We start from the raw sequence: 24,884 nt of genomic DNA on the forward strand, positions 1-24,884 counted from the left end.
GCTCGTCATCATGTAATTGTTCATCAAGAAACAACAAGTCGTCCACTTTCCTTCTCCCTTTTATCTGACTGTAATGCGATTACCGCGTCTATAATACTTTCCTGACTTGGCAATAGATACTGCCAGGCCGTTCCTAATGGAATGAAGCAATCTTTGCCCGTAATCCGCTTGATTTTTAAACGTGGCGAAGCCTCTTCCATCAATAATGTCATCAATCCTTCACTAATTGAGCCGCTTTGTCTACCCTCATCAACAATTAAAATACGTTTTGCTTTGGCAATTTCTTTTAAAATGGCGTCTTTTGGCAAGGGGCTAAGCCAGCGCAAATCAATGATCTTGACAAAAATATTATGTACTTCTCGCAAAACCTTTTCCGCCTGCCGAGATAAATAATAGCCATTGGCATACGTTAAAATAACGGTATCACCCTCCCCGTATACGCCAACCTCTCCTTGAGGAATCATTTCATCAGGTGACGGGTATTCAAACAACCACCCATTATCCCCCGGGCTATACAAATCCTTGGTCATGTAGAGGGCGATTGGCTCTAAAAACACGACAACCCGTCCTTCTTCATAGGCAAGGCGCATACAAGTTCTCAACATTTTTGCTGCGTCCGGTCCATTAGAGGGGCAAGCCACTATAACCCCAGGTAAATCGCGTAAAACAGCTATCGAATTATCATTATGAAAATGGCCACCAAATCCCTTCTGATAAGCAAGAGAGGCGATTCGAAGTACCATAGGGTTTTGATATTGACCACTTGAAAAAAAAGATAAAGTGGATGCTTCTCCACGTAATTGATCTTCAGCATTATGCAGATAAGCTAAAAACTGAATTTCCGGAACAGGAATAAAACCATTATGTGCCAAACCAATAGCGGTGCCTATAATGGTCGTTTCATCGAGAAGAGTATCAAAAACCCTGCGTTGCCCAAAACGAGCCTGTAAATCAGCTGTAACTCGATAAACTCCACCTTTCTTTCCTACGTCCTCTCCAAAAATCAACATATTAGGATACTGCATCATCAGATCAGTCAAAGCGAAATTGATCTGCTGGCATAAATTACGTTTTAAGGCAAGTTGATTATAAGCTCCAGCAAATACTTGCTCTCGTCTATCATTATCCGGCAATGGGTGTTTTTGCTTTTTCTCAATGCGTGGAACAATGGAAGCCATTATTTCTTCAGCACAACTCATTCTCGGTTCTCTTATTGCCTCGAGCGCCTTGGCTTCAATTAAAGCTCGGTTGTCCTGATAAAGCTCGACCATTGCCTGTAAACTCATCCAACCCTCTCTGTACAAAATACCTGCAGTATGCAATAAGGGGTCGTTTGCTTCTCGTTGCTCAATTTCTTCCTGAGTATTGTATTGCGATTCAATATCGGAACCAGCATGGCCCAACAAACGGACACAACGCATGTGTAAGAACACGGGTTGTTTTTTTGTTCTTGCCAGATATTCTGCTTCCTGTGCTTTGGCAAAAACATCGGCAATGTTTAATCCATCACATTCAATGTAATGTATTCCTGGACGTGAGGAAACGGATGATTTAATCCAACTGGATGGAGTGGGTACTGAAATGCCAATCCCATTATCTTCGCAAATAAACACAATGGGTAGTGGATAATTTTGTTGGGTTATCCAGGAGCAAGTATTCAATGTGGCTTGACTGGTTGCATGGTTGGTTGAGGCATCACCAAAAGAACAAAGTATCACAGAGTCCGGCGCCAATTTACTTGGCAATCCTAACTCTCTCGCTCTGGTAATTGATAAAGCAGCACCTAAAGCTTTTGGTAAATGAGACGCGATAGTCGAAGTTTGAGGTGGGATATTTAAAGGGACACTGCCAAATACTTTATGCCTGCCTCCTGAGATAGGATCACTTGCCGCAGCCACTAATGACAATAAGATATCCTTTACTCCATCGATTCCAGGCAGTTGCTTTGCTCGTTGCAAGAAAAAAGCACCGCTGCGATAGTGCAAAAACGCCATATCACTCGCTCTAAAAACCTGGCCAAGTACCGCATTGCCTTCATGGCCGCTACTTCCTATCGTATAAAAAGACAGTCCTTTTTCCTTTAATTGTCTCGCAATAATATCAAGAAGCCGAGATTTAATTTGTGAGTCAAAAAATTCTATAGCGGTTTTCTTGTCTAATTCTGCTGTATCTGGACTCATGTTGCTTCTTAATTTAGGGAAATCCCCGTGCAACACTCTTTTCAGAAATTGTTCATCCACTACACTTGCTCTATCTAACATCACCACACCCTGTTTAAATTGCGCAATGACCAGATGAATAAGGCTATTTCAATTACATTTTGTGTAATGATTACTCTTATATCCATGCCTGGTATCCTTTCCCAACGAACTATAAAGAAACTCATAATTCTGCCGATAATTAAGACGATGAGTATATACTTATTAGGCAACTTACGAAACAGTCCAGCGGAGGACGACGATAAGAAAAAGCAGTCTAACTGATGATAAGGATGGTGTATGTCGGTCGAGATGAGCAAAACCCCCAATGCCAGATTCCCTCCTGGACAAGAAATCAAACTAACAAAACCGGCGACTGAACTTTATGTTGGACAAATTTTGAAAACGGTTATTGTCACAACACTGTCTAATGATCAAGTTCTTATCAATATTAATGGGCAGAATCTTAACGCAAAGGCATCTCATCATTTTACACCGGGAGAGCTATTTGAAGTAAAAGTCATAGCGAATCACCCTGAAACCATACTTGAAGTTCAACAAAAAACACCGGCTCCATCTCTATTGCAAAATGCGATACTTCACTATTTACCAAAACAAGCGCCGGCTACCAATCTTTTACAGACACTGACTCAATTGATGGCAGAAAATAATTTATCGGCGCCCATCAATCAGGTTATGAAAACCATTTTAGGCAATATCCCTGTTTTGACTCAATTACCTAATCAACTTATGCAAGCGATTAGTCAAAGTGGTGTGTTTTTAGAATCCAAATTATTAAAAAACAAAACCCCGCAAGAAATACAATCGGATTTTAAGGGGTTGTGTTTTAAATTATTACACAGTTTAGGCACAGACATTAAACTACCAATCCATCTGCCAAACGAGTTAGAATCTGGTTTTCCTCAACAAGCGCCCCTTCCTTTACCAGGAGCCATCCCTCAACCACTGGCTAAAAATACCTTATTGAATCTTATTGGATTGTCAACAGACGCAGTAAAACATATTTTACGTGAGCAAGTCACACAGGCATTAGCACGAATCACGACTAATCAAATTAATTATTTATCGCAGGAGAATCAAGAAACCTATCTAATCATGCTTGATTTTCCTTTAAAAACCCCTGATGGGATTGATGTAATCCCTATTATGATCAAACAACACAAGGCAGAACCTATGCACCTGTCTAAATGGTCAGTATCATTCGCTTTGAATTTATCCCATCTAGGAAGCATACAAGCTACGGTTTCAATTTACGCTAAAAATATTGATGTCAAGGTTAATAGTCAGCAAGCTTCAACACTGCGACTACTCAATGATTACCATAAGGATTTGGAAGAAACACTCTTTGAATCGGGTCTTCACTTAAGAGAATGGAAGCTACAAGTTGGGTTGGAAGAGAATCATATCGATGCGACAAACCTTCGTTTATTGGATATAAAAATATGAAAAGAAAGAAACCCATAGCTATTGCATTGCGTTATGATGGCAAATCTCCTCCCAAAGTAACCGCTAAAGGAGAAGGTTTAGTGGCTCAACAAATTATCAATACAGCCAAAGAATATGGCATTCCTCTCGAACAAAATGCCGAATTAACAGCGCTCTTATCTCAAGTTCGCCTCAATGAAGAAATACCCAAAGCACTTTATCTTGCTGTAGCCCAAATTTTGGCATTCCTTTATTACATCGATGGAAAGAAATCCAAAGAATAAATCCATCTGGAGTTACGAAAAAAACCAAGCTCTTTGTTAAAAAATGTTTTTAATTCGGTCATTTAGTTTATCTAAACTCCCTCATTAACAACATTTTTTGCCTTGACCTCGGAGTTTTTGGTAAGTTCTGTCCATATCAAGTGGATTTGAACTTATTCTAGAAAAAAGACTTAAAGACGCCCATAAAACATTGGCATTATTTGACCAAATAATCTACAATTTGGTTAAGTTATGGCGAGAGGTTTCACTATGAAATGGATAATGCTGATCGTAATTACTTTAACAACTGCAGGTTGCTGTTGTACCACAGCAGAAGTAGTTGAATACCAGCAAGTTACAGTTGCCGCTCCAGTGGTTGAGCCCGTGATTTTAGATGTCGATGATCCGGAACCTTTGGATGTGACTACCACCACTATTGAGTTTTACTAGGAAATTATCAAGCTTCACTATTTTTTGAGAATAGTACTAAATTCTATTTTTCAGTCCAGTTTTTAAGTGAAGCCACCACACAATCATTCAATTCGGGCTAAATTTGTGTCAGAAAAAACCTATTAATCTTACGTTAATGTTTGCCAGCTATAATAAAATAAACGTTATGATATGGAATAAACCATGCCACGAATCACTAAAAATATAAAAACATATGTCACCCATTTATTAAGTGATCTGGAACCAGTTGCCTCTCAAAATCAGCATCTTGCTTATGGTTATCCCGGCGAAAGACAGGTATTCAAAGACCCGATGCTGGATGGGAAGCAAGTCGTGGTAGTAAACAGTCAATACGATGAAAAGGGTAACGTTGTTACTGGACAACCTGATGTGATTCAAGAGGCGAATAATTATATAGATAATCTTGTAGCCGCTGCCAAATCTCTGATAGACAAAGATAAGAATGGTGAGAAAAATTTGAGAAAGAATGCCATTGATGAGATTGCAAAAACTTTCAAAAAATCCATTTCAGAAACCATTCCTTCCGACAAAGCAAAAGCGGATTTGTTTTCAAGTAAAAAAAGTTCTGCCAATAAAGACTTTCTGGAACAGTTGGCCAAAGTCGAATACAGTTTACAGCAATTCACACAAGCCGTGGCAAAAGCCTCAGGACACAAATTAAAAGCACTGGATAAGGAAGGGCATAATATTCGCAGTCATAATCGCGATACCTTAATTCATCGCTTTAAAGCGCCTAATTCCAAAGAAGGCGAAGAACAATTTATTATGTACATACCTTGTGGAAGGTACACTAAACGCCAACAAAGACTAATGGGCAAGGATGAATCTGAAGTCAATAGGGATCATGACACTACAAGCCATAAACGCTCTGATCTGGTCCTGGGCAACAGCAGTATGGCGCGTATGATTGCAGGGACAAGGCATTCTGATGGCACCGTTACTATTCACCATGACAGCTTTTCTGGTCCTGGCGCACGCATGCCCTATTCTGATTTTAAGGGAGCTGATGACTATAAAAAGCTGGCTATCAAAGCGGTCACTTTAATCAACCAGGAAGAAGTCATCCAAACCCTGGCACAGCGTCAAATTGATCGTATGACCAATGAAGACCTTTGGAATAAAATCCCCGAAGAGTATCGCCCTGATGTGCTTCCTCCTAATGAGGAGAAAGCAAGGGCACAACTGATAAAGCTGTATGTAGAGCATAATCCGTTATCTGTCACGGAATGCTATACACAAGTGGTAACGGCTGGGCAAAGGGTAGCGGCTGAAAATCAAAAAGAGCAATTCGAATACGTACGGCAAATGATGGATGCTTTTGATGGATCCAAAGCAAAAATCACCATTCAAACCAGTGCCAATACCGAAGTGGAAACAGAGGTTGGTTATCAAGCACGCATGAGTTCCTGGGGGGTGAATTGGTTTAGACAGGTTGGAGCGCTTAATCCTCTCTCAGACAATAGCGTCACAAAAAATCAAAATGCTCGTTTTGTAAATCAAATGACTGATGACGTCACCACCAATTTAGACAAAGTGGCTCAAAGCCTGACTGATTACGACAAAGCAGGTGCATTACAAGCGTTATTAAAAGGCCCGGATGTCAGCAGTCTGAATCAACAAATTACAGAGAAAGAAAATGCCTTAAAAGAGGTGAAAGGAGCCTATCGAGAAGCATTATTCAGCTACTTTGAAGAATATCAGAAAGGCCAAGGAAAATGGGATCAAGTCAAACTGGAACAATTGAAAAATCAGGTTGAAGGTTACGAAAAAAGCATTAAAACACAAGAATCGGCCATTTATGAGCTGCATAATCAAATCGATGCCTTAAGAAAGACTTATTACACAGAACACAAAGGACAAATCAATAAGGCTTTACAAGAACTTAAAGAACAAATAAGCCCAGTAATCCAGAATAAAGAAACAGGTCCTGAGACCAAATCCAGACTGCAGCACTTTTACAATTCATGCGCTTACCTTATTCAGGCTCAAGAGCTCTATTATGAGAACACTTGGCATCATGGCAAAAATAATTTCAAGCTGCAAACGTTAATGGCTTCTCTAGCCGGCGAACTGGATTATGCGAATACGAAAGGGTGTAAGAGCAATAATGACCGTGGCCAAAGATTGGCGCAAAAAATAGTTGGTAATGCCTTATGGACAGCAATGAGTGAGGATGGGTTATACACTGGTGAATTTCTGGATCATCGAAGGACACATGATAAAAAGGTCAGTAAAGTAGAACAACTTGATCGGGAGCTTACTACTATCCAGGCCCTTCATCATACTGCCAATACGGGTGTTTCCGGAGGAAAGTTTGAAATTCAGGATAAAGCCAATTTCGCTGATAATGGCCTTTTCGGCAAGATCGCTAATTTTGCCAAAGTAAAAGAAATGGGACCTGAAAACGCTTTTACAAAAAATCTGGGTACAAAAATTAAAGCGGGTCTCGGGCTTGGATTGCTAGCGGCCGGCGGATTAGTCGCTCTTACTTTGTTATTCCCCCCGGCAGGCTTGGCTGTGGCGGCATTGGGAATTGGTGTGGCCACAGGTGCTGCCATTGTTGCTGGCGTTACCTTTGCGGCCACTTATCTATTTGGTACTGCCATTGATGCCATTAATAACAAGATAGAAGAAGGAAAGATTAAGTCGATTGTCCGTGAGGGTATGAAGACAGCATCAGAAAATTCACAAGAGCACAAAACCGAACAACAGGATAATTTAACAGTGAATGCCAAACTCCATCAAAAATTAGGAGTGACGCGAGAATCCGTATTGGAAAGAAAATCTACTCCTGAACACAAGCTTGAAAAACCAAAAGTTATGACCCCAAAAGTTGACTTAACACCAGAGGTGGTGGATGATAAGCGAAGCGAAAGCACCGTCACACCAGTAAACTTCTAAGGGTTATAATTTTAACATTCTAATAATGAAAAAAATCAGCTCTCTTATTCTTCTTTTTCTCATAAGCACGGCCAGTTTTTCTCTTCCCAAAGGCTTTGTTTATTTACACGATATAGCGCCTGATATCATTGAAGACATGAGATACGCTACCAATAACAATTTCATAGGAAATCCTATCCCAGGTTACAAACGCGGGGTATGTATAGTCACCAAACAAACTGCGCAACAATTAAAAAAAGCGGAAGAATACATCAAAACCAAAGGGTATACGCTTAAAGTATATGATTGCTACAGACCACAAAAAGCTGTTGATTATTTTTATAAGTGGAGCCGCAATGCCAAAGACAAGCGCATGAAACCTGAATTTTATCCTCGTGAAATGAAACAAGATTTGTTTAACCGAGGTTATATTGCTCTAACCTCTGGCCACACACGAGGAAGTACCCTTGATTTAACGCTTGTGAAACGAACGACCTCTCGAGAAAAAAAATCTGATCATCATTTAACACGTTGCTACGATAAAACACCAAACTATCTGGATGATGATTCGATCGATACAGGAACTCGTTTTGATTGTCTGGATGTGTCAGCAAATATTGATTATTCCAAGTTGAGTAAAAATCAGAAAGCCAATCGAGAATTACTACAAAAACTCATGAGACGCTTTGGTTTCAGGTCTTATTACTATGAATGGTGGCATTTCACTCTGAGACATGAACCTTATCCAAACACCTATTTCAATTTTCCAGTCAAATAAATTATTAATATCAGAATTAACTCTAATACGCCTATTCATGTACAGGATGAGACAGCTAAGTCCGGTCCTTGTGCGACAATTAAAACCCAGCATGGGCTTATTTTCTCTTTAATGATCATATTAAATATATATTGAATATTATTTATTCATAAGTTATTCTTGCCAGCCATTTCAATTCCATATTACTAACGGAGAATGATAGATGCGTGTTGCAAAATTACTTTTATTGACTTTGGCATTGAGCGGGAATTTATTTGCTCAAGATATCAAAGTAGTAGGAACATTAAACCAGACATTAAAAGCCCCGCAAAATAAAACACTCAATACAAAACCCGCCATACAACAAATCAAACTGCTTAAAATGCAATTGTCAAATTCTGCTATCAAGGCACTTGCGAGAAAAACAGACATTACACTCAAAAAACCAAATACCATAGCCACATCAACGGCTCTCCCCCCAAAAATAGAATTAGGTATGAATAATGTACCCGTTCTGAACCAGGGAAGCTTTGGAACTTGCGTCACCTTTGCAACTACCGCAGCCGTAGATGCCGCTTTAAACAAAGGTGACTACATCAGTCAATTGTGCCAATTACAACTGGGTATGTATCTGGAGAAAAACGGTCATTCACCAAGTGGATGGGATGGCTCATTAGGGCGTATCGTCTTAAGTCAAATGGAAAATTTTGGGGTAGTCAGCAAAGAAAAACAAAAAACCCTGGGATGTGGTGGACTAACTGAATACCCAGACAGCGAGCAACCAACTCCTGATCATGCCATGTCGCTTGAGCAATTCCATGAAATGAGTGAAGATCCTGAGACTAATCCTGTTATTTATACGCCTATCCTGGATGTTTATCAGGCTGTATTAGACAGAACAGACACCAACAAAACCATTAATGATATAAAAACCGCCTTGAATCAAAAAGATCGGGTTACTTTTGCCGTATTATTGCTGGATTTTGATTTGGGTGTTATGGGTGCTGTGGGAACGAATAAAACACAATTCGATACCTGGGTGCTGACTCCTGAAATTGCTCGTGATATTTATCTGCGTCCTTTTTTTGGTGGTCATGAAATGATTATCACTGGATACGATGACAATGCCATCGCTATTGATGACAATGGCCGGGAACACAAAGGATTGTTTACTTTACGTAACTCATGGGGTGAGCAATTTGGAGACAAGGGTAATTTCTACATGTCCTATGATTACTTCAAGGTTTTAACCATTGAAGCACAACGTATCCGTGCTCTTGCTGATAATGAATCAGAAGAAGACTCGATGACTGCCTGAACAAATCACCATCATAAAATAAATATGATCGGTTAAACTAAACTCCCCTCAGCATAGTTCACTTTGCAAGTGGACTAGATGAGAGGATTCCTAACAGCCAAACCTGATTCACCTAGAGGTCTTACGAAAAAGCCCAATCTTTTTGTTAAAAAATGTTTTTAATTCGGTCATTTAGTTTATCTAAACTCCCTCATTAACAACATTTTTTGCCTCGACCTTGGGGTTTATCGTAAGTCCTGATCTATTTTAAGTCATCTGGAATAAGAAATTTCCCCATAAGAACAGCACAAACTATATCATTTAAAAATCATTTTGTGTATAATATATTCACATTATTTTTCTTGCAAACATCATGACCCAAAAACCAACTAAAATCACACACCTTGTAGTATTAGGAGATAGTTTATCCGATAGAGGAACACTTAATAAACGGGAACTGCTGGGCTTTATCCCCATGAGTTATTTAAGTGGATTAAGAAGCAAATCTCCAAAAGGTCGATTCACTAATGGTTTTCTTTGGGGAGACTACGTCGGCGCGACTACAGCGGAACAATTCGAGATTGAACATATCCGAAGAAAATTAAGATTGCATAATAATGCAAGAGACAATGCAGATATAGGCGATGAATTACTCACCAACGATAAGGAGAGAAGAGAAAATGAAAACTCTTTTAGCTTAAATGAAGACAATCATATTCTCTTTAAAGGGGCAAGATTTGCCCGCTTCTATTGCGAAGGGGGATTAACTTCTCATGACTATTCCTGTAGCTTTACCTTTAACCTGGTTCTGTTTTTTACAAGGCTGATTCTGGCCACTTTGGGAGGAAAACGAGCACAATTATTGGCTGATGATAAAAAATACAATATTTCCAATCTCGAAAAATCTGAAACATTAGTTGTGGAGTGGTCAGGCGCGAATGACTTGATCACTGCCAATGACAGGCCTTCTCGTGCGGCTGCAGATAAAGCCGTTAACGACCGAATGCAAAATATTGAAGCGCTTATTCATAATGGGTACAGGAATTTTGTTTTATTCAATTTGCCCAATCTCTCATTAACTCCAAGATTTCAAAGAAAAAATGCAGAAGAACAACGTAATGCATCAGATTGCTCTGAATATTTTAATCAGCAACTGCAGGCGAAATCTCTTGAGTTAATCAACAAATACAAAGAATTGGGAATTCCTGTCAATCTCTCCGTCTTTGATGTTGATGGGCAATTTAAGGAAGTTTACAGTAATCCCGAAAAATATGGCTTTGATAGAGACAAGTTAAAATCACCCTACGTTGAATCGGATCTTTTTAAAGAAAATCAGAAAAACCCTATTGATCAAAAAGAACATATTTCACCAGGCAGAGGATATATGTTCTGGGATGATGTTCATCCGACTACAAAAATGCATGACTGGTTAGCAGAACGTTTCAAAGAAAAATACTACGATAAAATGTTTCGATTTGAGCCACCTCTTCAAGCAAAGCATAGGCACAAAGAAACTTCTGATGCTCTGGTAAAAACGACGGACTCCATGGCTAAAATCGACAAGCCGGTAAAGAAGCTTCCGGAAAATATTGTATCGCTGTTGAATACTATCCATTCAAGAGCACAATTAATGTGTCAATCCACTGATTCTAAACGGCGTGAAAAAGGTGAATTATTAAAACATTTTATTTTTGAGATAAAATGCCAACATGGAAATCTTGAAAACATCTATGGGTTTATCTCTGCATTTACCTTAAACCCCAATCATGCAAAAATAATAAAAACTCACCAAAATCCAATAATTGACTTCTTTAGAAATAAGGTAACGACAAGAAGCGAGGATGATATTGCTGCCTTACAAAAAGCAGTCGCAGCGTATTTACAACCTAAAGACAGCAAGGAACATCTCGTTAAGCTTACTCAGTAAAGGAAATCCCAATTTAATTGATCTGGTAAGTTTTAATGCATCCCTGATAGGGAACACGGTTGCTTTTCACTCCATAAAATAGTCCTGCTTCCAGATTATTACATACTTGATCTGGACTTAAGGTATCCAGGCACTGGGGTATCGTTTTATTTTGGCAATTTGGAAAAATGGCTTCAGGAGTATTCATGGCTTGATAATATTCATTACCCCAGTCATACAAATCGGACGAATAATAAGTAGTAAAATTGCTGACTCTCATTTGCTTGTCTAAATCAAAAATTTTCATTCCGGGATTGTTGTGATGTGCCCGGCTAATTCCGGGAGTAGAAAGCGCATAAATAGTTGACCCATCGGATAATTTTATTCTCCTGAATTCCTCCATATGGGAGTGTGAGAACAGTATGGTGATTTGATCATAGGAACGATGATATTTCTCCAATAACTGCAAAAATCTATCCAGATAAATTTCATGCCAGAACCGATTTCCATTATAGGCTGTTCCAGGAGGAACATGCATAGCCAGCAACAATTGCTTGGCACGGTGGTTTTTCAATTGTTGCTCAAGCCAAAATAATTGTACAAAGGCATCCCTTTGTTGGTTAGGATACTTTGGTAAAAAAACAGGAGTTTTGGTCCATTGAACTGAATTAAGTGCTATTAAAATAATATCTTTATTATCAGGGATGACATAACTGGAGTAATACCCATCCTTGTGCATATGAGTATCGTCTATAATTAACCCATCACAATGAGCGCAAGCACCAGCCCAATCCGAAGCTAAATTGAGCGGTGATTTATTGTCTGAAGAAAATGGCTGATAATTACCAAGCAAGGAATCATTATTCCCTGTAATATAAAACATTGGCTTTTGATCTGGATTGGCTTCATACAAACCATGAAATACAACTTGTTCGTATTCTTCTTTTTTAGATGTAGAAAATAACGAGTGGGTAGGCAAATCGCCCAAATGCAAAATAAAGTCTACCTTTTGAGACAACTCCTCAAATCGTTTGAACGTGACATCCAAAAACTCCTTTCCAGTATCCTGCCCATCCTTTGCTATATTTTCTGCACCATAATGAATATCAGAGATCGTTAGAAACTTTGGCGCAGAAAAGGCTAAAGAAACCAAGCCTGTCAACAAGAGAACAACCCGAATAATAAAATCCAATTAACACTCCAAATCAATTTATACTGATATTCATCAGTCCTCAATTATAGCTCTTTTACAGTCACTTTGAATACGGCACAGCCCGAATGCAGAAAAAATATTCTATTTAACGAGTTATATCGATAAGGATTACATAAGAACCAGTCGAGATCCAGGATACATTCGGGCTGATGAGAGGCATAAGCATCGTCTCGAAACCCTAGCACGAAATATGAAATCTCATGCAAGGCTTCGCGACGGCATAAATGAGCTCCGCTAAAATGTTTGCAACGCAGCAATAAATAGGTAAGGATTATATGAGAACAAGTCGATATACAACGTCCGCTCAGGCTGAGGAGATGCATAAGCGTCGTCTCGAAGCCTTGGCACGAAATATGAAATCTCATATCAAGGCTTCGCTACAGTATAAATGCCTCCTCAGCCCAAACGGTTCGAGATAACGTTGGAAGAGCCCCGCATGACTTTTTGTAATACGAGGCCAGTCTTTCTTTTAATTATCAAACTCAGATTATACCGCTTCCCGAATTATCCAGGTCCTTTCCGCCTTATTTTCAGACCAAGGCGTTTGCACCCAAAGAAGCAAAGGTTTTCCTGATGGTGTAACAGGCATCACTTTGGAAGACAAAGCTACAGCGAACGAATATTTCTTGCCAATTGATTGTAAAGCTTTCCAAACGCTATTCGCATTAGACTGATTGTCTGTCACGATTAATTCATTGCCCCGATAAACCACATTCACATCCTGCCCTCTTAACACCTGTCTTACTGCCGTTTCCAAACGCCTCCATTTGGCTTGATGAACTCTCTGTAACTCAATTTGTGTAGGATTAAATTGGAACTTAATGCGGCTATGAGGAGACAATACCCGTGCCAGTCGACTGCTTGTTGGACTTTGCTGCAAGAAATAAGTGCACAATGCGTCTAATAATGGACGCCCTGGCCCAGCCGGTTTCCCGGGTAATCTATTGATATACATAGCAAAAGCCAAGGTATGGCCATTAGCAGTATACAAGTAACCGGATAAGCTATTCATACCTGTCATCGTCCCGGTTTTAGCCCGCACAAATCCTTGTTGATTTGGAGTTTTAAACCGTTTTTGCAAAGTACCATCCCGACCGGAGATAGGTAAGGCAGCGATGTATTCATAAGATAATGGGAAGCGTTGATACAAGAATTTTAAAAGCGCCATGGTTTGCTCAGGGGTTACCAAATTATAACGTGATAACCCTGAACCATCTGTAAAAATCGAGTCTTTTAAATCAATTCCTGTTTGTTGCTGCAAAAAGTTTTTAATTACTGGCTGTGCCTGCTTCCAATCTACAGGACTTCCCTTAATTTTAGCAGCAGCATGCAAATATAAACTATCAGCATATAAATTATCAGAAGGCTTTAAAGTATCTGCCATCAGTTGGGAAATTGGCTTTGAATAGCGAGTGGCGATCAATAAAGTACCAAAAGGCGCTCTTCCAAGCAAAACCTGCCCATTTAATTTAATATTAGACTTGGCAAGCTCACTCACAATCATTCCCTGGGCATACACAAAAGGATTCTTTATAGCGATACGTTGCTGAACAGCCCATTGCCCCAAGCCAACACAACCTCTTACCGTTAAATTATTCTCCGGATCCAAATAAAACCCCACACCACATCCTTTCTCACTAGCCTTCGTGGTCGCTTGATTATTCAAGTTAATGGTGCCCCCGCCATCATCTACTTCAACAATAGCAGGATCACCTGCTTTAGCTCCCGGGTTCACCGTGATTGTTAATCGGTTAGAATCAACCATCAAAGGTGCTATTGGCGCACCATAACTATACGATAAATCAGAAGTTAGCCAGCCTGGGGGATAGGCTGGAATGGACATCAGGCTACTGTCAATGATCACGTTACCTTGAATGGTTGTGACATTCCAATCCTTGAGTGAAGAAAGCAAAGTTTTTAAATCTTCTCTGCTAAACGAAGGATCGCCACTGAGATGCAAATACAAATTTCCGTGCAAAACACCTTGTTGTAATTGATTGGCACTTGTACTGAGTTGATTTTTAAATTGGTAGTCTGGCCCTAGAGCCATTAGTGCAGCGGCCTCAGAAAAAAGTTTCATATTGCTGGCAGGAATAAACAAACGATTGGCATTGCGTTTATACAGAGTCTCGCCAGAGGTTAGATCAGTCACTACTATCCCCAGGTTTACATGGGGATTTAACCGATTAATTAATTTATCCACCTCGAACTGCATACTTGCCGCATGAGATGACAGTGACCATACTGCCCACATGAATGCCCCAGTCAACGTCCTTTTCATTTAAATAGCTTCCTTAACATTGAATTTCACAATATAAATCAGGTTGAATTGTTTGATACATAGTGACAATTTCTGAGTTAGTTCCGATAAGCTAATCATATCTCAAGCCCAAACGCTCCAAAAGCCCTGCAAGGGTATCATTATCAAAAAATTTTACTTTTAACCAACCTCCATCTTCGCCATCGTTTATAATTTGTACAGGAGCCCCCACTTGTTCAGCCAGGATAGTTTGTAACCGCTCAATGTCTCTGTCTTTTCTGGGGTTTTTGGGGCTGTTCATATCTTTATTTTTATAAGATTTAATTTCTTGCTCTAATTGCCTGACAGACCATTCTTCTCCAATAACCTGCTGAGCAAACATTTCTTGCCGATCGGGATTTAAGCCAACCAATACGCGAGCATGCCCAAAAGATAACGCTTTATCTCGCACTAACTGTTTAACCTTATCTGTTAAGGTAAGGAGACGAAGAATATTTGCGACATGGCTACGAGATTTACCCACCAGCGCTGCGATCTCGTCCTGATGATAATGGAATTCTTCAAGTAAACGCTTATAACCAGTAGCCTCCTCAATTAAATTCAAATCCTGGCGTTGAATATTCTCGATCAAAGTCAGGGCACAAGCTTGTTTATCACTATACTCTCCAATTAGACAAGGGATTTCATTAAATCCTGCCAATTTGGCCGCACGCCATCTTCTTTCCCCTGCAATAATCTCATATCGCTCTTTTGCTATGGGCCTTACAACCAAAGGTTCAATTAAACCTTGAGAAGAAATTGACTGAGCCAATTCCTGTAGCTCCGTTGTATTAAAATCTTGTCTGGGTTGATACTGACCTGCCTGCAGGCTTGTAATAGGTAAATAAGTAAATCGGGGTTGCATAGGAAAAAATAAAAAACATAAGGATATGAAATTGTTTCACAATAGTGCCTGGAATGGAATTGTATTCGGTTTATCTACCAACAAAGAAAAACCCTGAAATGAAAAAAACTTATTCTAAACAGTAGGTCTGTTTATTATTTTTTCCTCATTTTCCTTGCTACTTTCAGATTGAACTCCAAAAAAACGAATAGTCGAGTGATAAGGTACTTCTTTGGATTTGGATTTTAACTCTTCAGCGAAGTCGGGATATTTTTCTAACAGTTTCTTGCCCAGCCCAATAATATACGAATCCTTGGAATTTTGAATGAGGCGCATGTAATGTGCAGCAGTAATCAAGTCATTTGTAGCTCCGGATTTCAATAAGATCTCACATGCCGATAACATAGCATTCGTGCAACCTTGGGCAGCTGATTGCAAAATCATCTGCTTATGCTGTGATGATGAGGGAGAATAAATTTGTGCCAGACGAAATAAAGCCAAAGGATTTGTTTTAGCTAATACCTGCATTTCAGGCATACGCTTCACTACGGCTTGTTTTAATCCCGGATTATCAGGTTCTCGTTGTAATTGTTTCACCAAAGCAACAAATTCGCTACTTGGATCTAATTGCGCGGCCATACCTCAACCTTTGATTATTATCTTCATTAAAGACAGAATAAATGCTCAAAATTAAGACAAAATTAAGGGTTGGCATTTTTACAGTTTTTTTACATTTAACTGCTTTTTTAACCGAATTTTAAAGATATACATGCTAAAAAATTTTCTATTGCGAGCAAAACAGGGAATGAAAATTAAGATAATTTCTCATACCTGTCCCAACCCAAATGAAACAGCATGTGCGCTAAAATTGCTGAGGTTAGTCCATATTGCCAAAATAAAAAACCAAAGAGTATGGACTGCGAAAGACTCAATAATACAAAAGAGTAAAGAAATCGTCTGGATGGTGTGCAACCTGCTGCAATATAGGCTGGAAGTTGGCCTACAGCAAAAATAAATGCACTCAAAAATATTGAAATAATTATAATTTCCGAATTAATTTGACTTGTAAACAATAAAGCAAAAAAGCACACTACATTCATTAATCCCCATCTGGCAATTACCTCTTCTACAACCCCTCCATAAAGGACACAACCATCAAGTCCTATTTTGGACCGTAATTCCGACATAATCTTGAAACTTTTTTCATCAAGTATGGAACCAAGCAACCCATAATACATTATACAAAAAATAACCAACCCTAAAAGGGCATATAAAAAAGTAGGTAATAAAATCACTTGAAAGGAATCCAGGCTGGCTTTGCCTTGCAAAAGACCTTCCAGAAGAGGATCGCCTAGCCCGGTACGTGAAGACAGGATGGAGCCAGCAAAACTCATGACAAATGTCATAAATAAGGTTTGCAGCACAACAAAACGACTAAATCTTTTTTTTAATCTCTCGGTATTATCGGCTAGCAGAAAATATACCAGGCGATGCATCACGATTAAAACACCAGGAATGGATAAACAAAACAAGACAATAATTACAGGCCAATCAATTATCATTTTTTATCCTTTCGCAATACACTGTAAAAAAAACCGTCCATACCGTGCTCCCCGGGTAATATCTGTTGACCATGCCCAGTCCACCTTCCCCAGGACCATTTGTCATCAATCACTTGACAATCTGGATGCCCTGCAACAAATCGAGCGATTTGCAACTCATTTTCATCACTCATAATAGAACATGTGGCATAAACCATTAAACCACCCGGCGCAAGCAGTGGCCATAATGAATTCAACATGTTGGATTGTAACTGAGAAACTGCCAAAACCTCTTCATTCGTTCGTAATAATTTGATATCAGAGTGGCGTCTAACCACTCCTGTAGCAGAACAGGGGGCATCCAATAAAATGCGATCAAAGGGATGACCATCCCACCAGCTTTTGGGTTCCGATACATCGCCATGCACTATCGTTGCTTTCAAATCCAATCGATTTAAGTTATCTCTTACCCGTTGTAACCGCTGAGGGTCTAAATCCAATGCAACACATGAAACCAAATTAGGTTCCCTCTCCAAAATATGGCATGTTTTTCCACCAGGAGCACAACAAGCATCCAGCACTCGCTGCCCGGATTTTAAAGACAATAAATATGCGGCTAATTGAGGCGCCGCATCCTGAACTGACACAGAACCTTGTGCAAAACCAGGAAGTGTCATCACATCACATGGGATTGCCAAAGTAATTCCATCAGGTACAACAGAGTGTTTAAAAGCCTCTATCCCAGATTTTTTTAGCAAATCAAGATACTCATCAACTGAGTTTTTCAACACATTGACTCGCAAAGTCATGGGTGGGTGCCTATCATTCGCCTCAGCGATGCATTGCCAATCGTTTGGCCAATCCTTTTGCAGGCGCTGAAGTAACCAGCTCGGCTGTCCATAGGTAAAAACCGGGTCTGCTGCCAGCTTTTCCAGAATATGGCCTTGTTGACGGCAAAAATTTCTTAGCACGGCATTCACCAATCCTTTTGCCCAATTTTTTTTAACCTGCCCAAGTAAAGACACTGTCTCCTTCACCACAGCATAATCCGGCTTATTCATATACTGCAATTGATAAATACCAATCAACAAGACTATCCATACCTCACTATCTTTAGGTCGCTTATTGATTAAAGTATCGGCTATGGATTGTAATCGAAAATAATGACGACAAAATCCATAGCAAATTTCTTTTGTCATGGGAGAGAGCTCTTGCAGAGACATCAAATGGGACAGGTTTTTCCTGCTTTCTATCAGGGCCGTTAAAATTTTCAAGGCCTGGAATCTATCATTTGCTTTCATTGCAAGATTAAACCAGTATGCAATTGTGTTTTACCAGAATTTAGCCAATCCTTAACTGAAATGACCTTTGCTCCGGGAAATTGAATCTTTTCCACTAACAATGCTTTATCACTGGTCGAGACCAACATCCCATTTTTATCAATATTTAACACCATGCCGTGCTTCTCGGTACTCATGATCTCAGTTAATTTTGCCTGATGAATTCTGAGCATTAATTCCCCAGCCAGCGTATAGGCAATGGGCCATGGATTAAATGCACGAATTTTTCTATCTATTTCCACTGCAGACTGATGCCAATTAATTCGTGCCTCTTCTTTATTAATTTTACCAGCATAGGTAGCTAATTCATTGTTTTGCAATTCAAATTGCGCTGAATTAGATGCTAAAGCCTCCAAAGTATCTAATAAAGGCTTTACTGAAATTTTTGCTAATTTATCATGCAAACTTCCAGCGGTATCCGAGGAAGTGACAGGACAGCTAGCTTTACATAACATAGGGCCTGTATCCAGTCCAACATCCATTTGCATAATGGTCACTCCGGATTCAGTATCACCATATAAAATGGCATGTTGGATTGGAGATGCCCCACGCCAGCGCGGTAACAATGAAGCATGGACATTAATGCAGCCCAAACGAGGAATTTCCAACACTGCTTTCGGCAATATTAATCCATAGGCTATCACTACCATTACATCAGGCTTTAATGCAGAAAGTTCATCGATAGCGTCTTGATTTTTAAAATTAAGTGGTTGATAAACTGATATCTGGTGGTCTATTGCCCATTCTTTTACAGGAGACTCCTGTAATTTACGGCCTCGCCCAGCTGGCCTGTCAGGCTGAGTATAAACAGCCTTGAGATGATGCCTTGATTGAATTAAAGCATCCAGACAGGGTAACCCAAATTCTGGAGTTCCAGCAAAAACTATAGTTAAATCATTCATGGTTTACGAGCTTGTAAACGCTTGAACTTATCTAATTTCCGACGAGCCATCATTCTCTTCAATGGAGACAACATATCGACAAACAATTTGCCATTCATATGGTCAATTTCATGTTGTAAGCACTCGGCAAGCAGCCCTTCACCCGTTATTTCAAACGGTTTGCCGAACCGGTCCAAGGCCTTCACTGTCACTTTTTCAGCTCTGACTACGGTATCATAAGCCCCTGGGACAGACAAACAACCTTCTTCAAATTCTTTTTCGCCATGAGAAGAAACTATTTCAGGATTAACAATAACGATCTGCTCTTTTTTATCTCCCACTATATCAATGACAGATAAACGCAAACTCACCCCTATTTGCGGCGCGGCAAGCCCGACTCCTCGCGCATCATACATTGTATCAAACATATCATTGATTAGTGTCTGTAAACTCTCATCAAAAGTATCAACCGGTTTAGCTATTTTTCTTAACCGTTCATCAGGTAAATAAAGAATCTTACGAATTGCCATTGCTTATCTGGTTCTCTGCACATTAATCGTGATATTATCCCCGATATACAGTAATGCTGCAAGATGCTAAGGCTCAACTAAAGGGATTGATACATGAAATATTGTCTCCTCATTTTCTGTTTCATCATATCATCCATTGCTCATGCCTTAAGTCTAAGACCAGATTCTCCTTCTCGTTATGTTGTACAACCTGGAGACACTCTATGGAGTATTTCCAGCCGTTATTTGAATAATCCCTGGGAATGGAAAGCATTATGGCGCGCAAACCCCCAGATTCAAAATCCTGATCGACTGTACCCTGGCGCAGTGCTCGCTTTAGAGTATTATCAAAACACCCCCTATCTCAGAGTTCTGTCTAATGGAACAGTCAAGCTTTCCCCCAATATAAGACTGACGCCTCAGGAAGACGCTGTTCCACCAATCCCATTGGGTGATATTAAACCTTTTTTGGACGAATCGTTAATCCTGGATGTTAATGTCCTGAGCAGAGCACCGTATGTGGTGGCGCTTATGAGTGAACGCATGCTTGGCGGGCAAGGAGATGAAATTTATGTCAGAGGTTTACATCCCTCCAAAGAGATGCCTCAAGGAGGCACCATAGGATATTCTATCTTCAGGGGAGGGAGAAATTATTTTGATCCGATAACCCATGAATTATTAGGCTATAAAGCGGTCCTGGTCGGTTATGGAGAGTTGATTGCCGGCGGCGAGCCAGCTACAGTTTTATTGACCAGTATCAATCAAGGCATCAAAATCAATGATAAGGTATTGATTAATAACCACCCTGAATTTGAATTATATTTCGAACCCGAAACTCCTGCCAGACAAGTCAGAGGATACATTATTGAAATGCCTGACAATATGCCTGTTGGAAATACACAAGAGGCTGTAGGAGGGGTAATCATCATTAATCTTGGAGAAACATCCGGATTGAAACCGGGAGATGTTTTGGCAATCTATGGCAAGGAGCGTATTGTCAATGATCCCCAAAATCATCTTAGACCTATTACCTTACCGCAAGAGCGTCTTGGTGAAGCCATGGTGTTTCGTGTATTCACAAAAGCGAGTTACGCCCTGATAGTAAGATCCACGCGTGCTATTCATTTATTAGATACAGTAACGAACCCATGAATAATCTGCAACCTCTCCTCGCCTTAAACAGGATGAAAAAAATTGGCCCCCGAACCGTATTAAAACTTCAAAAAAGATGGCCTGATTTAAACCTTATGTTCCAACTGTCCAGTATTGAACTGGAAGAAATGGGCTTGCCGCCTTGGCTGGCACAAACCATAAAAACTTTTGACCTGAACTTTATAAAAGCTGATTTGGATTGGTTGAATTCCTCAGAAAGTCATCATATTTTAACTTGGGATTCCCCCTATTATCCCGCATTGCTCAAAGAAATAGCCGATCCTCCCTTTATTTTATACGCCAAAGGTGAACTGTCCGCTTTGACACAACCTAACCTGGCAATTGTTGGAAGTCGCAATGCTTCTGTAACAGGAAACGAGAATGCTCGAGCATTCTCCAAAGAGATTTCCAGGCATGGGGTAACCATAGTGAGTGGTTTGGCCTTAGGAATTGATGCTCATGCTCATTTAGGTTGTCTGGAAGGAGGCGGCAAAACGATAGCGGTCTTAGGTACCGGAATTGATTGCATCTATCCGCGTCGACATTTAAAATTAGCCGAGCAAATTACAGACAATGGTTTATTATTAAGCGAATTTCCTTTAAAAAGTCCGCCAATCGCTGGACATTTTCCACTCAGAAATCGTATAATAAGCGGTCTATCATTATGCATTTTGGTTATCGAGGCAGCAATTAAAAGCGGTTCTTTAATTACAGCAAGAATGGCTCTGGAACAAAACAGAGATGTATTGGCTATTCCCGGATCGATTCATAACCCGTTAGCCAGGGGCTGCCACCACTTATTGCAGCAGGGTGCAAAATTAGTAACCTCAGTGGCTGATGTTTTCGATGAGCTAAAAATTGAGCACCATCAGTTCGCTTCTAATAAACCAATTTTTTCCCTTGCCAGCGGTGAGGAAAACCTAGTAAAGTTCATTGGTTTTGAAACTACGACTATAGATCAAATCATTGTTCGTAGTGGATATAGCATGGAACAAGTCGCGAGTGGACTGGCTGAACTAGAATTGAAAGGGGCTGTTATGGCAGTTCCCGGTGGCTATATAAGGTGTGAATATGAAAGATAATTTATTTGAAATGTTATTGAATTTGTTTGAAAAAAGTCTTACTCAACTCCAAAAAAGCCATAAATCCAATGATCAGGACTCCCAAAATCAATTGCTTGAAGAAGATCTTTTAAGTACTGAAGAGCAATCAGTATTTATCAAATCCGCTCAACAGAAATCAACTCGTATTTTTACTTACGATGAGCAAATGAAACTGACAAAAGCCAGTTATCAATTTCTAATGCGCATGAAATTATGGAATATCCTCGATATCGATCAATTTGAATCAATAATTAATCAACTACAATTCTCTGAATCTCGTATTGTAACCTTGCAAGAAACAAAATGGACTATAAGAAATGCTCTGGCATCCACCTTGAATGAAGAGCAATTAACTTTTCTTGATCTTGTGCTATACCAAACAGAAGATGAATTGACAATTCACTAATTAATGAGTGTACTGATATCAACCCATTCATGAACTGTTAGTGAGCCACACAACCCATAAAGGATAAGGTTTATTTGATATGAGTAAACACTTGGTGATCGTTGAATCGCCCGCTAAAGCTAAAACAATACAGAAATATTTAGGAAATGACTATGACGTGTTAGCGTCTTATGGTCATGTACGTGATCTGCCTGCTCGTAAAGGGTCAGTAAACCCTGAAAAACATTTTGCCATGACTTATGTTCCTATTGAAAAAAATGCGAGACATATTGATACCATAGCAAAAACTCTTAAAAAATCAGACTCCCTACTGCTGGCAACAGACCCTGATAGAGAAGGAGAGGCTATCTCGTGGCATATTTTTGAATTAATGAAGGAACGAAACCTTTTAAAAGACAAATCGGTTCATCGAATCTTTTTTAATGAAATTACAAAAGCAGCAATCCAGGATGCAATTAATCATCCACGCTCCATTTCCATGGATTTGGTTAATGCCCAACAAGCCAGACGCGCTCTTGATTATCTGGTTGGCTTTAACTTGTCCCCTTTGCTGTGGAAAAAGATTCGACGAGGATTATCTGCCGGACGAGTTCAAAGTCCTGCGCTTAGGTTAATTGTTGAGCGCGAAGAAGAAATTGAACGCTTCATTGCTCAGGAATACTGGAAAATAATCGCAAAGTGCGCCCATGCCAGCACGGAATTTGAAGCACGACTGACTCATTATAACGAAGAGAAACTTCAACAGTTTTCAGTCACTCAACAAGAACAAGCCCATGAAATAAAAAAGCAGTTGATAACACAAGCACAAGGCTTTTTAACCGTTGCCCAAATTGATAAAAAACAGCGTAAACGAAAACCATCTCCTCCCTTTATTACCTCTACCTTACAACAGGAAGCCGCCAGAAAATTAGGTTTCACAGCACGTAAAACCATGATGGTCGCTCAGCAATTATATGAAGGTATTGATATAGGTACAGGAACAGTGGGTTTAATCACTTATATGCGTACTGATTCAGTCAACCTGGCAAAGGAAGCAATTGACGAAATACGTGACTATATTACACAGCGTTATAAAGCGGATAATTGCCCGAATTCTCCTAGAATTTACAAGACTAAATCTAAAAACGCTCAGGAAGCACACGAAGCCATTAGGCCAACTTCTATCAAACGAACACCAGAAATGGTGCAAGGCTCTCTGACAAGCGATCAATTTAAACTCTATAGCTTAATCTGGAAACGCACAGTAGCCTCCCAGATGGCTGATGCCATCCTGGATACAGTGAGCGTCGATTTTAGTTGTGGTAAAGGGAATACCTTCAGAGCCAATGGCTCAACAATAGCCTTTCCTGGCTTCCTTTCTGTCTATGAGGAAGGACGAGATGATTCTAAAGACGAAGACAATGAAGATAAAATTTTGCCCGCTTTCAATGTAGGTGAAAAAATAAAAGTATTGGATATTGAAACCAATCAACACTTTACTGAGCCACCGCCGAGATATTCTGAGGCAACCTTGGTTAAAGCTCTTGAAGAGTATGATATAGGTAGACCTTCTACTTATGCCTCTATCATTCATACTTTGCAACAACGTGAATACGTAGTAGTTGAAAAAAAACGTTTTTTGCCCACTGACGTGGGTAGAATCGTCAATCGATTTCTAACAAACTATTTTACTCGCTATGTCGACTATCAGTTTACTGCCAGCCTTGAAGATACACTGGATGCCATCGCGCGTGGAGAAAAGGATTGGATCCCTGTTTTGGAAGAGTTCTGGCAACCTTTCGTCCAACAAATTCAGAATATAGATGAACAAGTGCAAAGAAAGGATGTTACTACGGAATTATTAGATGAAAAATGTCCTAAATGTCAAAAACCATTATCAATCAGGCTTGGCAAAAGAGGGCGATTTATTGGCTGCACAGGATATCCGGATTGTGATTACACTCAAGATATAAGTAATCCAGAAGGGGAAAAATCAGAACCTGAAGTCGTGGAAGGTAGAAGTTGCCCCTTATGTCATGGAGCCTTGCATATTAAAACCGGTCGCTATGGAAAATTTATTGGTTGCAGCAATTATCCTGAATGCAAACATATGGAACCTTTAGAAAAACCCTCCGATACTGGTGTCACATGTCCTAAATGCAGTCAGGCAAAAATTCTGCAGCGAAAATCAAGAAAAGGCAAAATCTTTTATTCTTGTGGAAATTACCCAAAATGCGATTATGCTCTGTGGAATGAACCTGTTGATTTGCCTTGCCCTAAATGTGCCTGGCCAATCTTAACCCTAAAAGAAAGTAAAAAATTTGGCCGTCAAATTCTTTGTCCTCGTGAGGGTTGTGATTACTCTGCCAAGGAGGACTAAGGTAATTTGTTACTACAGA

At 39.8% G+C, this 24,884-nt stretch carries 20 protein-coding genes; 11 read left to right on the top strand and 9 right to left on the bottom strand.

Annotated features, from left to right (window positions below):
* Positions 1 to 23: 23 nt before the first annotated feature.
* Complete coding sequence (locus OQJ02_RS12835; protein ID WP_265719393.1) at positions 24 to 2,261, bottom strand: dehydrogenase E1 component subunit alpha/beta; 2,238 nt, start codon at positions 2,259 to 2,261, stop codon at positions 24 to 26.
* Between the two features lie 237 nt (positions 2,262 to 2,498).
* Here OQJ02_RS12835 and OQJ02_RS12840 point away from each other — a divergent pair, with 237 nt between their 5' ends.
* From OQJ02_RS12840 to OQJ02_RS12870, 7 genes are all read left to right on the top strand, one after another.
* A complete protein-coding gene (locus tag OQJ02_RS12840; RefSeq protein ID WP_265719394.1) occupies positions 2,499 to 3,665 on the top strand; it encodes a flagellar hook-length control protein FliK in 1,167 nt (388 codons plus the stop codon).
* Positions 3,662 to 3,928, top strand: coding sequence for an EscU/YscU/HrcU family type III secretion system export apparatus switch protein (locus OQJ02_RS12845; protein WP_265719395.1), 267 nt, complete (start codon positions 3,662 to 3,664; stop codon positions 3,926 to 3,928). The genes OQJ02_RS12840 and OQJ02_RS12845 overlap by 4 nt, the downstream gene beginning before the upstream one ends.
* 249 nt (positions 3,929 to 4,177) lie before the next feature.
* Positions 4,178 to 4,357: a hypothetical protein gene (locus OQJ02_RS12850; protein ID WP_027229131.1), complete on the top strand. Its 180-nt coding sequence runs from the start codon at positions 4,178 to 4,180 to the stop codon at positions 4,355 to 4,357.
* A gap of 183 nt (positions 4,358 to 4,540) precedes the next feature.
* Positions 4,541 to 7,279, top strand: coding sequence for a Dot/Icm T4SS effector PI phosphatase SidF (sidF, locus tag OQJ02_RS12855; protein ID WP_265719396.1), 2,739 nt, complete (start codon positions 4,541 to 4,543; stop codon positions 7,277 to 7,279).
* A gap of 25 nt (positions 7,280 to 7,304) precedes the next feature.
* The gene (locus OQJ02_RS12860) at positions 7,305 to 8,036 is read left to right on the top strand and encodes a M15 family metallopeptidase (protein WP_265719397.1); all 732 of its coding nucleotides are present in this window, start codon (positions 7,305 to 7,307) and stop codon (positions 8,034 to 8,036) included.
* Between the two features lie 202 nt (positions 8,037 to 8,238).
* Positions 8,239 to 9,333, top strand: coding sequence for a C1 family peptidase (locus tag OQJ02_RS12865; RefSeq protein WP_265719398.1), 1,095 nt, complete (start codon positions 8,239 to 8,241; stop codon positions 9,331 to 9,333).
* Positions 9,334 to 9,685: 352 nt separating this feature from the next.
* The gene (locus OQJ02_RS12870) at positions 9,686 to 11,239 is read left to right on the top strand and encodes an SGNH/GDSL hydrolase family protein (protein ID WP_265719399.1); all 1,554 of its coding nucleotides are present in this window, start codon (positions 9,686 to 9,688) and stop codon (positions 11,237 to 11,239) included.
* Positions 11,240 to 11,252: 13 nt separating this feature from the next.
* Here the strand turns inward: OQJ02_RS12870 and OQJ02_RS12875 are convergent, their stop codons facing one another.
* The 8 genes from OQJ02_RS12875 to def all read right to left on the bottom strand — a co-directional run bounded on the left by OQJ02_RS12875 (position 11,253) and on the right by def (position 19,866).
* Positions 11,253 to 12,410 (bottom strand): metallophosphoesterase, encoded by a 1,158-nt coding sequence (locus OQJ02_RS12875; protein ID WP_265719400.1) that lies wholly within the window; start codon positions 12,408 to 12,410, stop codon positions 11,253 to 11,255.
* 508 nt (positions 12,411 to 12,918) lie between these two features.
* The gene (gene dacB / locus OQJ02_RS12880; RefSeq protein ID WP_265719401.1) at positions 12,919 to 14,712 is read right to left on the bottom strand and encodes a D-alanyl-D-alanine carboxypeptidase/D-alanyl-D-alanine-endopeptidase; all 1,794 of its coding nucleotides are present in this window, start codon (positions 14,710 to 14,712) and stop codon (positions 12,919 to 12,921) included.
* A 91-nt stretch (positions 14,713 to 14,803) separates the two neighbouring features.
* Positions 14,804 to 15,595, bottom strand: coding sequence for a ParB/RepB/Spo0J family partition protein (locus tag OQJ02_RS12885; RefSeq protein WP_265719402.1), 792 nt, complete (start codon positions 15,593 to 15,595; stop codon positions 14,804 to 14,806).
* Between the two features lie 114 nt (positions 15,596 to 15,709).
* Positions 15,710 to 16,213 carry a type IV secretion protein Dot gene (locus OQJ02_RS12890; RefSeq protein ID WP_265719403.1) on the bottom strand — a complete coding sequence of 168 codons (504 nt, stop codon included), beginning with the start codon at positions 16,211 to 16,213 and terminating at the stop codon, positions 15,710 to 15,712.
* Positions 16,214 to 16,386: 173 nt separating this feature from the next.
* Positions 16,387 to 17,136: a type II CAAX prenyl endopeptidase Rce1 family protein gene (locus OQJ02_RS12895; protein ID WP_265719404.1), complete on the bottom strand. Its 750-nt coding sequence runs from the start codon at positions 17,134 to 17,136 to the stop codon at positions 16,387 to 16,389.
* Positions 17,133 to 18,416 carry a 16S rRNA (cytosine(967)-C(5))-methyltransferase RsmB gene (gene rsmB, locus OQJ02_RS12900; protein WP_265719405.1) on the bottom strand — a complete coding sequence of 428 codons (1,284 nt, stop codon included), beginning with the start codon at positions 18,414 to 18,416 and terminating at the stop codon, positions 17,133 to 17,135. Before rsmB ends, OQJ02_RS12895 begins: the two co-directional genes overlap by 4 nt.
* The gene (gene fmt / locus OQJ02_RS12905) at positions 18,413 to 19,357 is read right to left on the bottom strand and encodes a methionyl-tRNA formyltransferase (RefSeq protein ID WP_265719406.1); all 945 of its coding nucleotides are present in this window, start codon (positions 19,355 to 19,357) and stop codon (positions 18,413 to 18,415) included. The genes rsmB and fmt overlap by 4 nt, the downstream gene beginning before the upstream one ends.
* A complete protein-coding gene (def, locus tag OQJ02_RS12910; RefSeq protein ID WP_265719407.1) occupies positions 19,354 to 19,866 on the bottom strand; it encodes a peptide deformylase in 513 nt (170 codons plus the stop codon). The genes fmt and def overlap by 4 nt, the downstream gene beginning before the upstream one ends.
* A gap of 93 nt (positions 19,867 to 19,959) precedes the next feature.
* On the opposite strand from def, the gene OQJ02_RS12915 reads away from it, so the two are divergent.
* The 4 genes from OQJ02_RS12915 to topA all read left to right on the top strand — a co-directional run bounded on the left by OQJ02_RS12915 (position 19,960) and on the right by topA (position 24,865).
* Complete coding sequence (locus OQJ02_RS12915; RefSeq protein ID WP_265719408.1) at positions 19,960 to 20,997, top strand: LysM peptidoglycan-binding domain-containing protein; 1,038 nt, start codon at positions 19,960 to 19,962, stop codon at positions 20,995 to 20,997.
* On the top strand, positions 20,994 to 22,079 hold the full coding sequence (gene dprA, locus OQJ02_RS12920; RefSeq protein WP_265719409.1) for a DNA-processing protein DprA: 1,086 nt from the start codon (positions 20,994 to 20,996) through the stop codon (positions 22,077 to 22,079). The genes OQJ02_RS12915 and dprA overlap by 4 nt, the downstream gene beginning before the upstream one ends.
* Entirely contained in the window at positions 22,069 to 22,506 is a 438-nt protein-coding gene (locus OQJ02_RS12925; RefSeq protein WP_265719410.1) for a DUF494 family protein, read from the top strand. The genes dprA and OQJ02_RS12925 overlap by 11 nt, the downstream gene beginning before the upstream one ends.
* Before the next feature lie 79 nt (positions 22,507 to 22,585).
* Positions 22,586 to 24,865: a type I DNA topoisomerase gene (gene topA / locus OQJ02_RS12930; protein WP_265719411.1), complete on the top strand. Its 2,280-nt coding sequence runs from the start codon at positions 22,586 to 22,588 to the stop codon at positions 24,863 to 24,865.
* The last annotated feature ends 19 nt before the right edge of the window (positions 24,866 to 24,884 follow it).

Source organism: Legionella sp. PATHC032, from assembly GCF_026191185.1.
GTDB lineage: Bacteria > Pseudomonadota > Gammaproteobacteria > Legionellales > Legionellaceae > Legionella.

Bases quoted from the DNA above. Each gene is read 5' to 3' on its own strand.
- OQJ02_RS12860 (WP_265719397.1), top strand. From the start codon at position 7,305: ATGAAAAAAATCAGCTCTCTTATTCTTCTTTTTCTCATAAGCACGGCC.
- OQJ02_RS12885 (WP_265719402.1), bottom strand. From the start codon at position 15,595: ATGCAACCCCGATTTACTTATTTACCTATTACAAGCCTGCAGGCAGGT.
- fmt (WP_265719406.1), bottom strand. From the start codon at position 19,357: ATGAATGATTTAACTATAGTTTTTGCTGGAACTCCAGAATTTGGGTTA.
- dprA (WP_265719409.1), top strand. From the start codon at position 20,994: ATGAATAATCTGCAACCTCTCCTCGCCTTAAACAGGATGAAAAAAATT.
- OQJ02_RS12840 (WP_265719394.1), top strand. From the start codon at position 2,499: ATGTCGGTCGAGATGAGCAAAACCCCCAATGCCAGATTCCCTCCTGGA.
- OQJ02_RS12850 (WP_027229131.1), top strand. From the start codon at position 4,178: ATGAAATGGATAATGCTGATCGTAATTACTTTAACAACTGCAGGTTGC.
- OQJ02_RS12925 (WP_265719410.1), top strand. From the start codon at position 22,069: ATGAAAGATAATTTATTTGAAATGTTATTGAATTTGTTTGAAAAAAGT.
- OQJ02_RS12915 (WP_265719408.1), top strand. From the start codon at position 19,960: ATGAAATATTGTCTCCTCATTTTCTGTTTCATCATATCATCCATTGCT.
- dacB (WP_265719401.1), bottom strand. From the start codon at position 14,712: ATGAAAAGGACGTTGACTGGGGCATTCATGTGGGCAGTATGGTCACTG.
- rsmB (WP_265719405.1), bottom strand. From the start codon at position 18,416: ATGAAAGCAAATGATAGATTCCAGGCCTTGAAAATTTTAACGGCCCTG.
- sidF (WP_265719396.1), top strand. From the start codon at position 4,541: ATGCCACGAATCACTAAAAATATAAAAACATATGTCACCCATTTATTA.
- topA (WP_265719411.1), top strand. From the start codon at position 22,586: ATGAGTAAACACTTGGTGATCGTTGAATCGCCCGCTAAAGCTAAAACA.
- OQJ02_RS12895 (WP_265719404.1), bottom strand. From the start codon at position 17,136: ATGATAATTGATTGGCCTGTAATTATTGTCTTGTTTTGTTTATCCATT.
- OQJ02_RS12870 (WP_265719399.1), top strand. From the start codon at position 9,686: ATGACCCAAAAACCAACTAAAATCACACACCTTGTAGTATTAGGAGAT.
- OQJ02_RS12845 (WP_265719395.1), top strand. From the start codon at position 3,662: ATGAAAAGAAAGAAACCCATAGCTATTGCATTGCGTTATGATGGCAAA.
- OQJ02_RS12835 (WP_265719393.1), bottom strand. From the start codon at position 2,261: ATGTTAGATAGAGCAAGTGTAGTGGATGAACAATTTCTGAAAAGAGTG.
- OQJ02_RS12865 (WP_265719398.1), top strand. From the start codon at position 8,239: ATGCGTGTTGCAAAATTACTTTTATTGACTTTGGCATTGAGCGGGAAT.
- OQJ02_RS12890 (WP_265719403.1), bottom strand. From the start codon at position 16,213: ATGGCCGCGCAATTAGATCCAAGTAGCGAATTTGTTGCTTTGGTGAAA.
- def (WP_265719407.1), bottom strand. From the start codon at position 19,866: ATGGCAATTCGTAAGATTCTTTATTTACCTGATGAACGGTTAAGAAAA.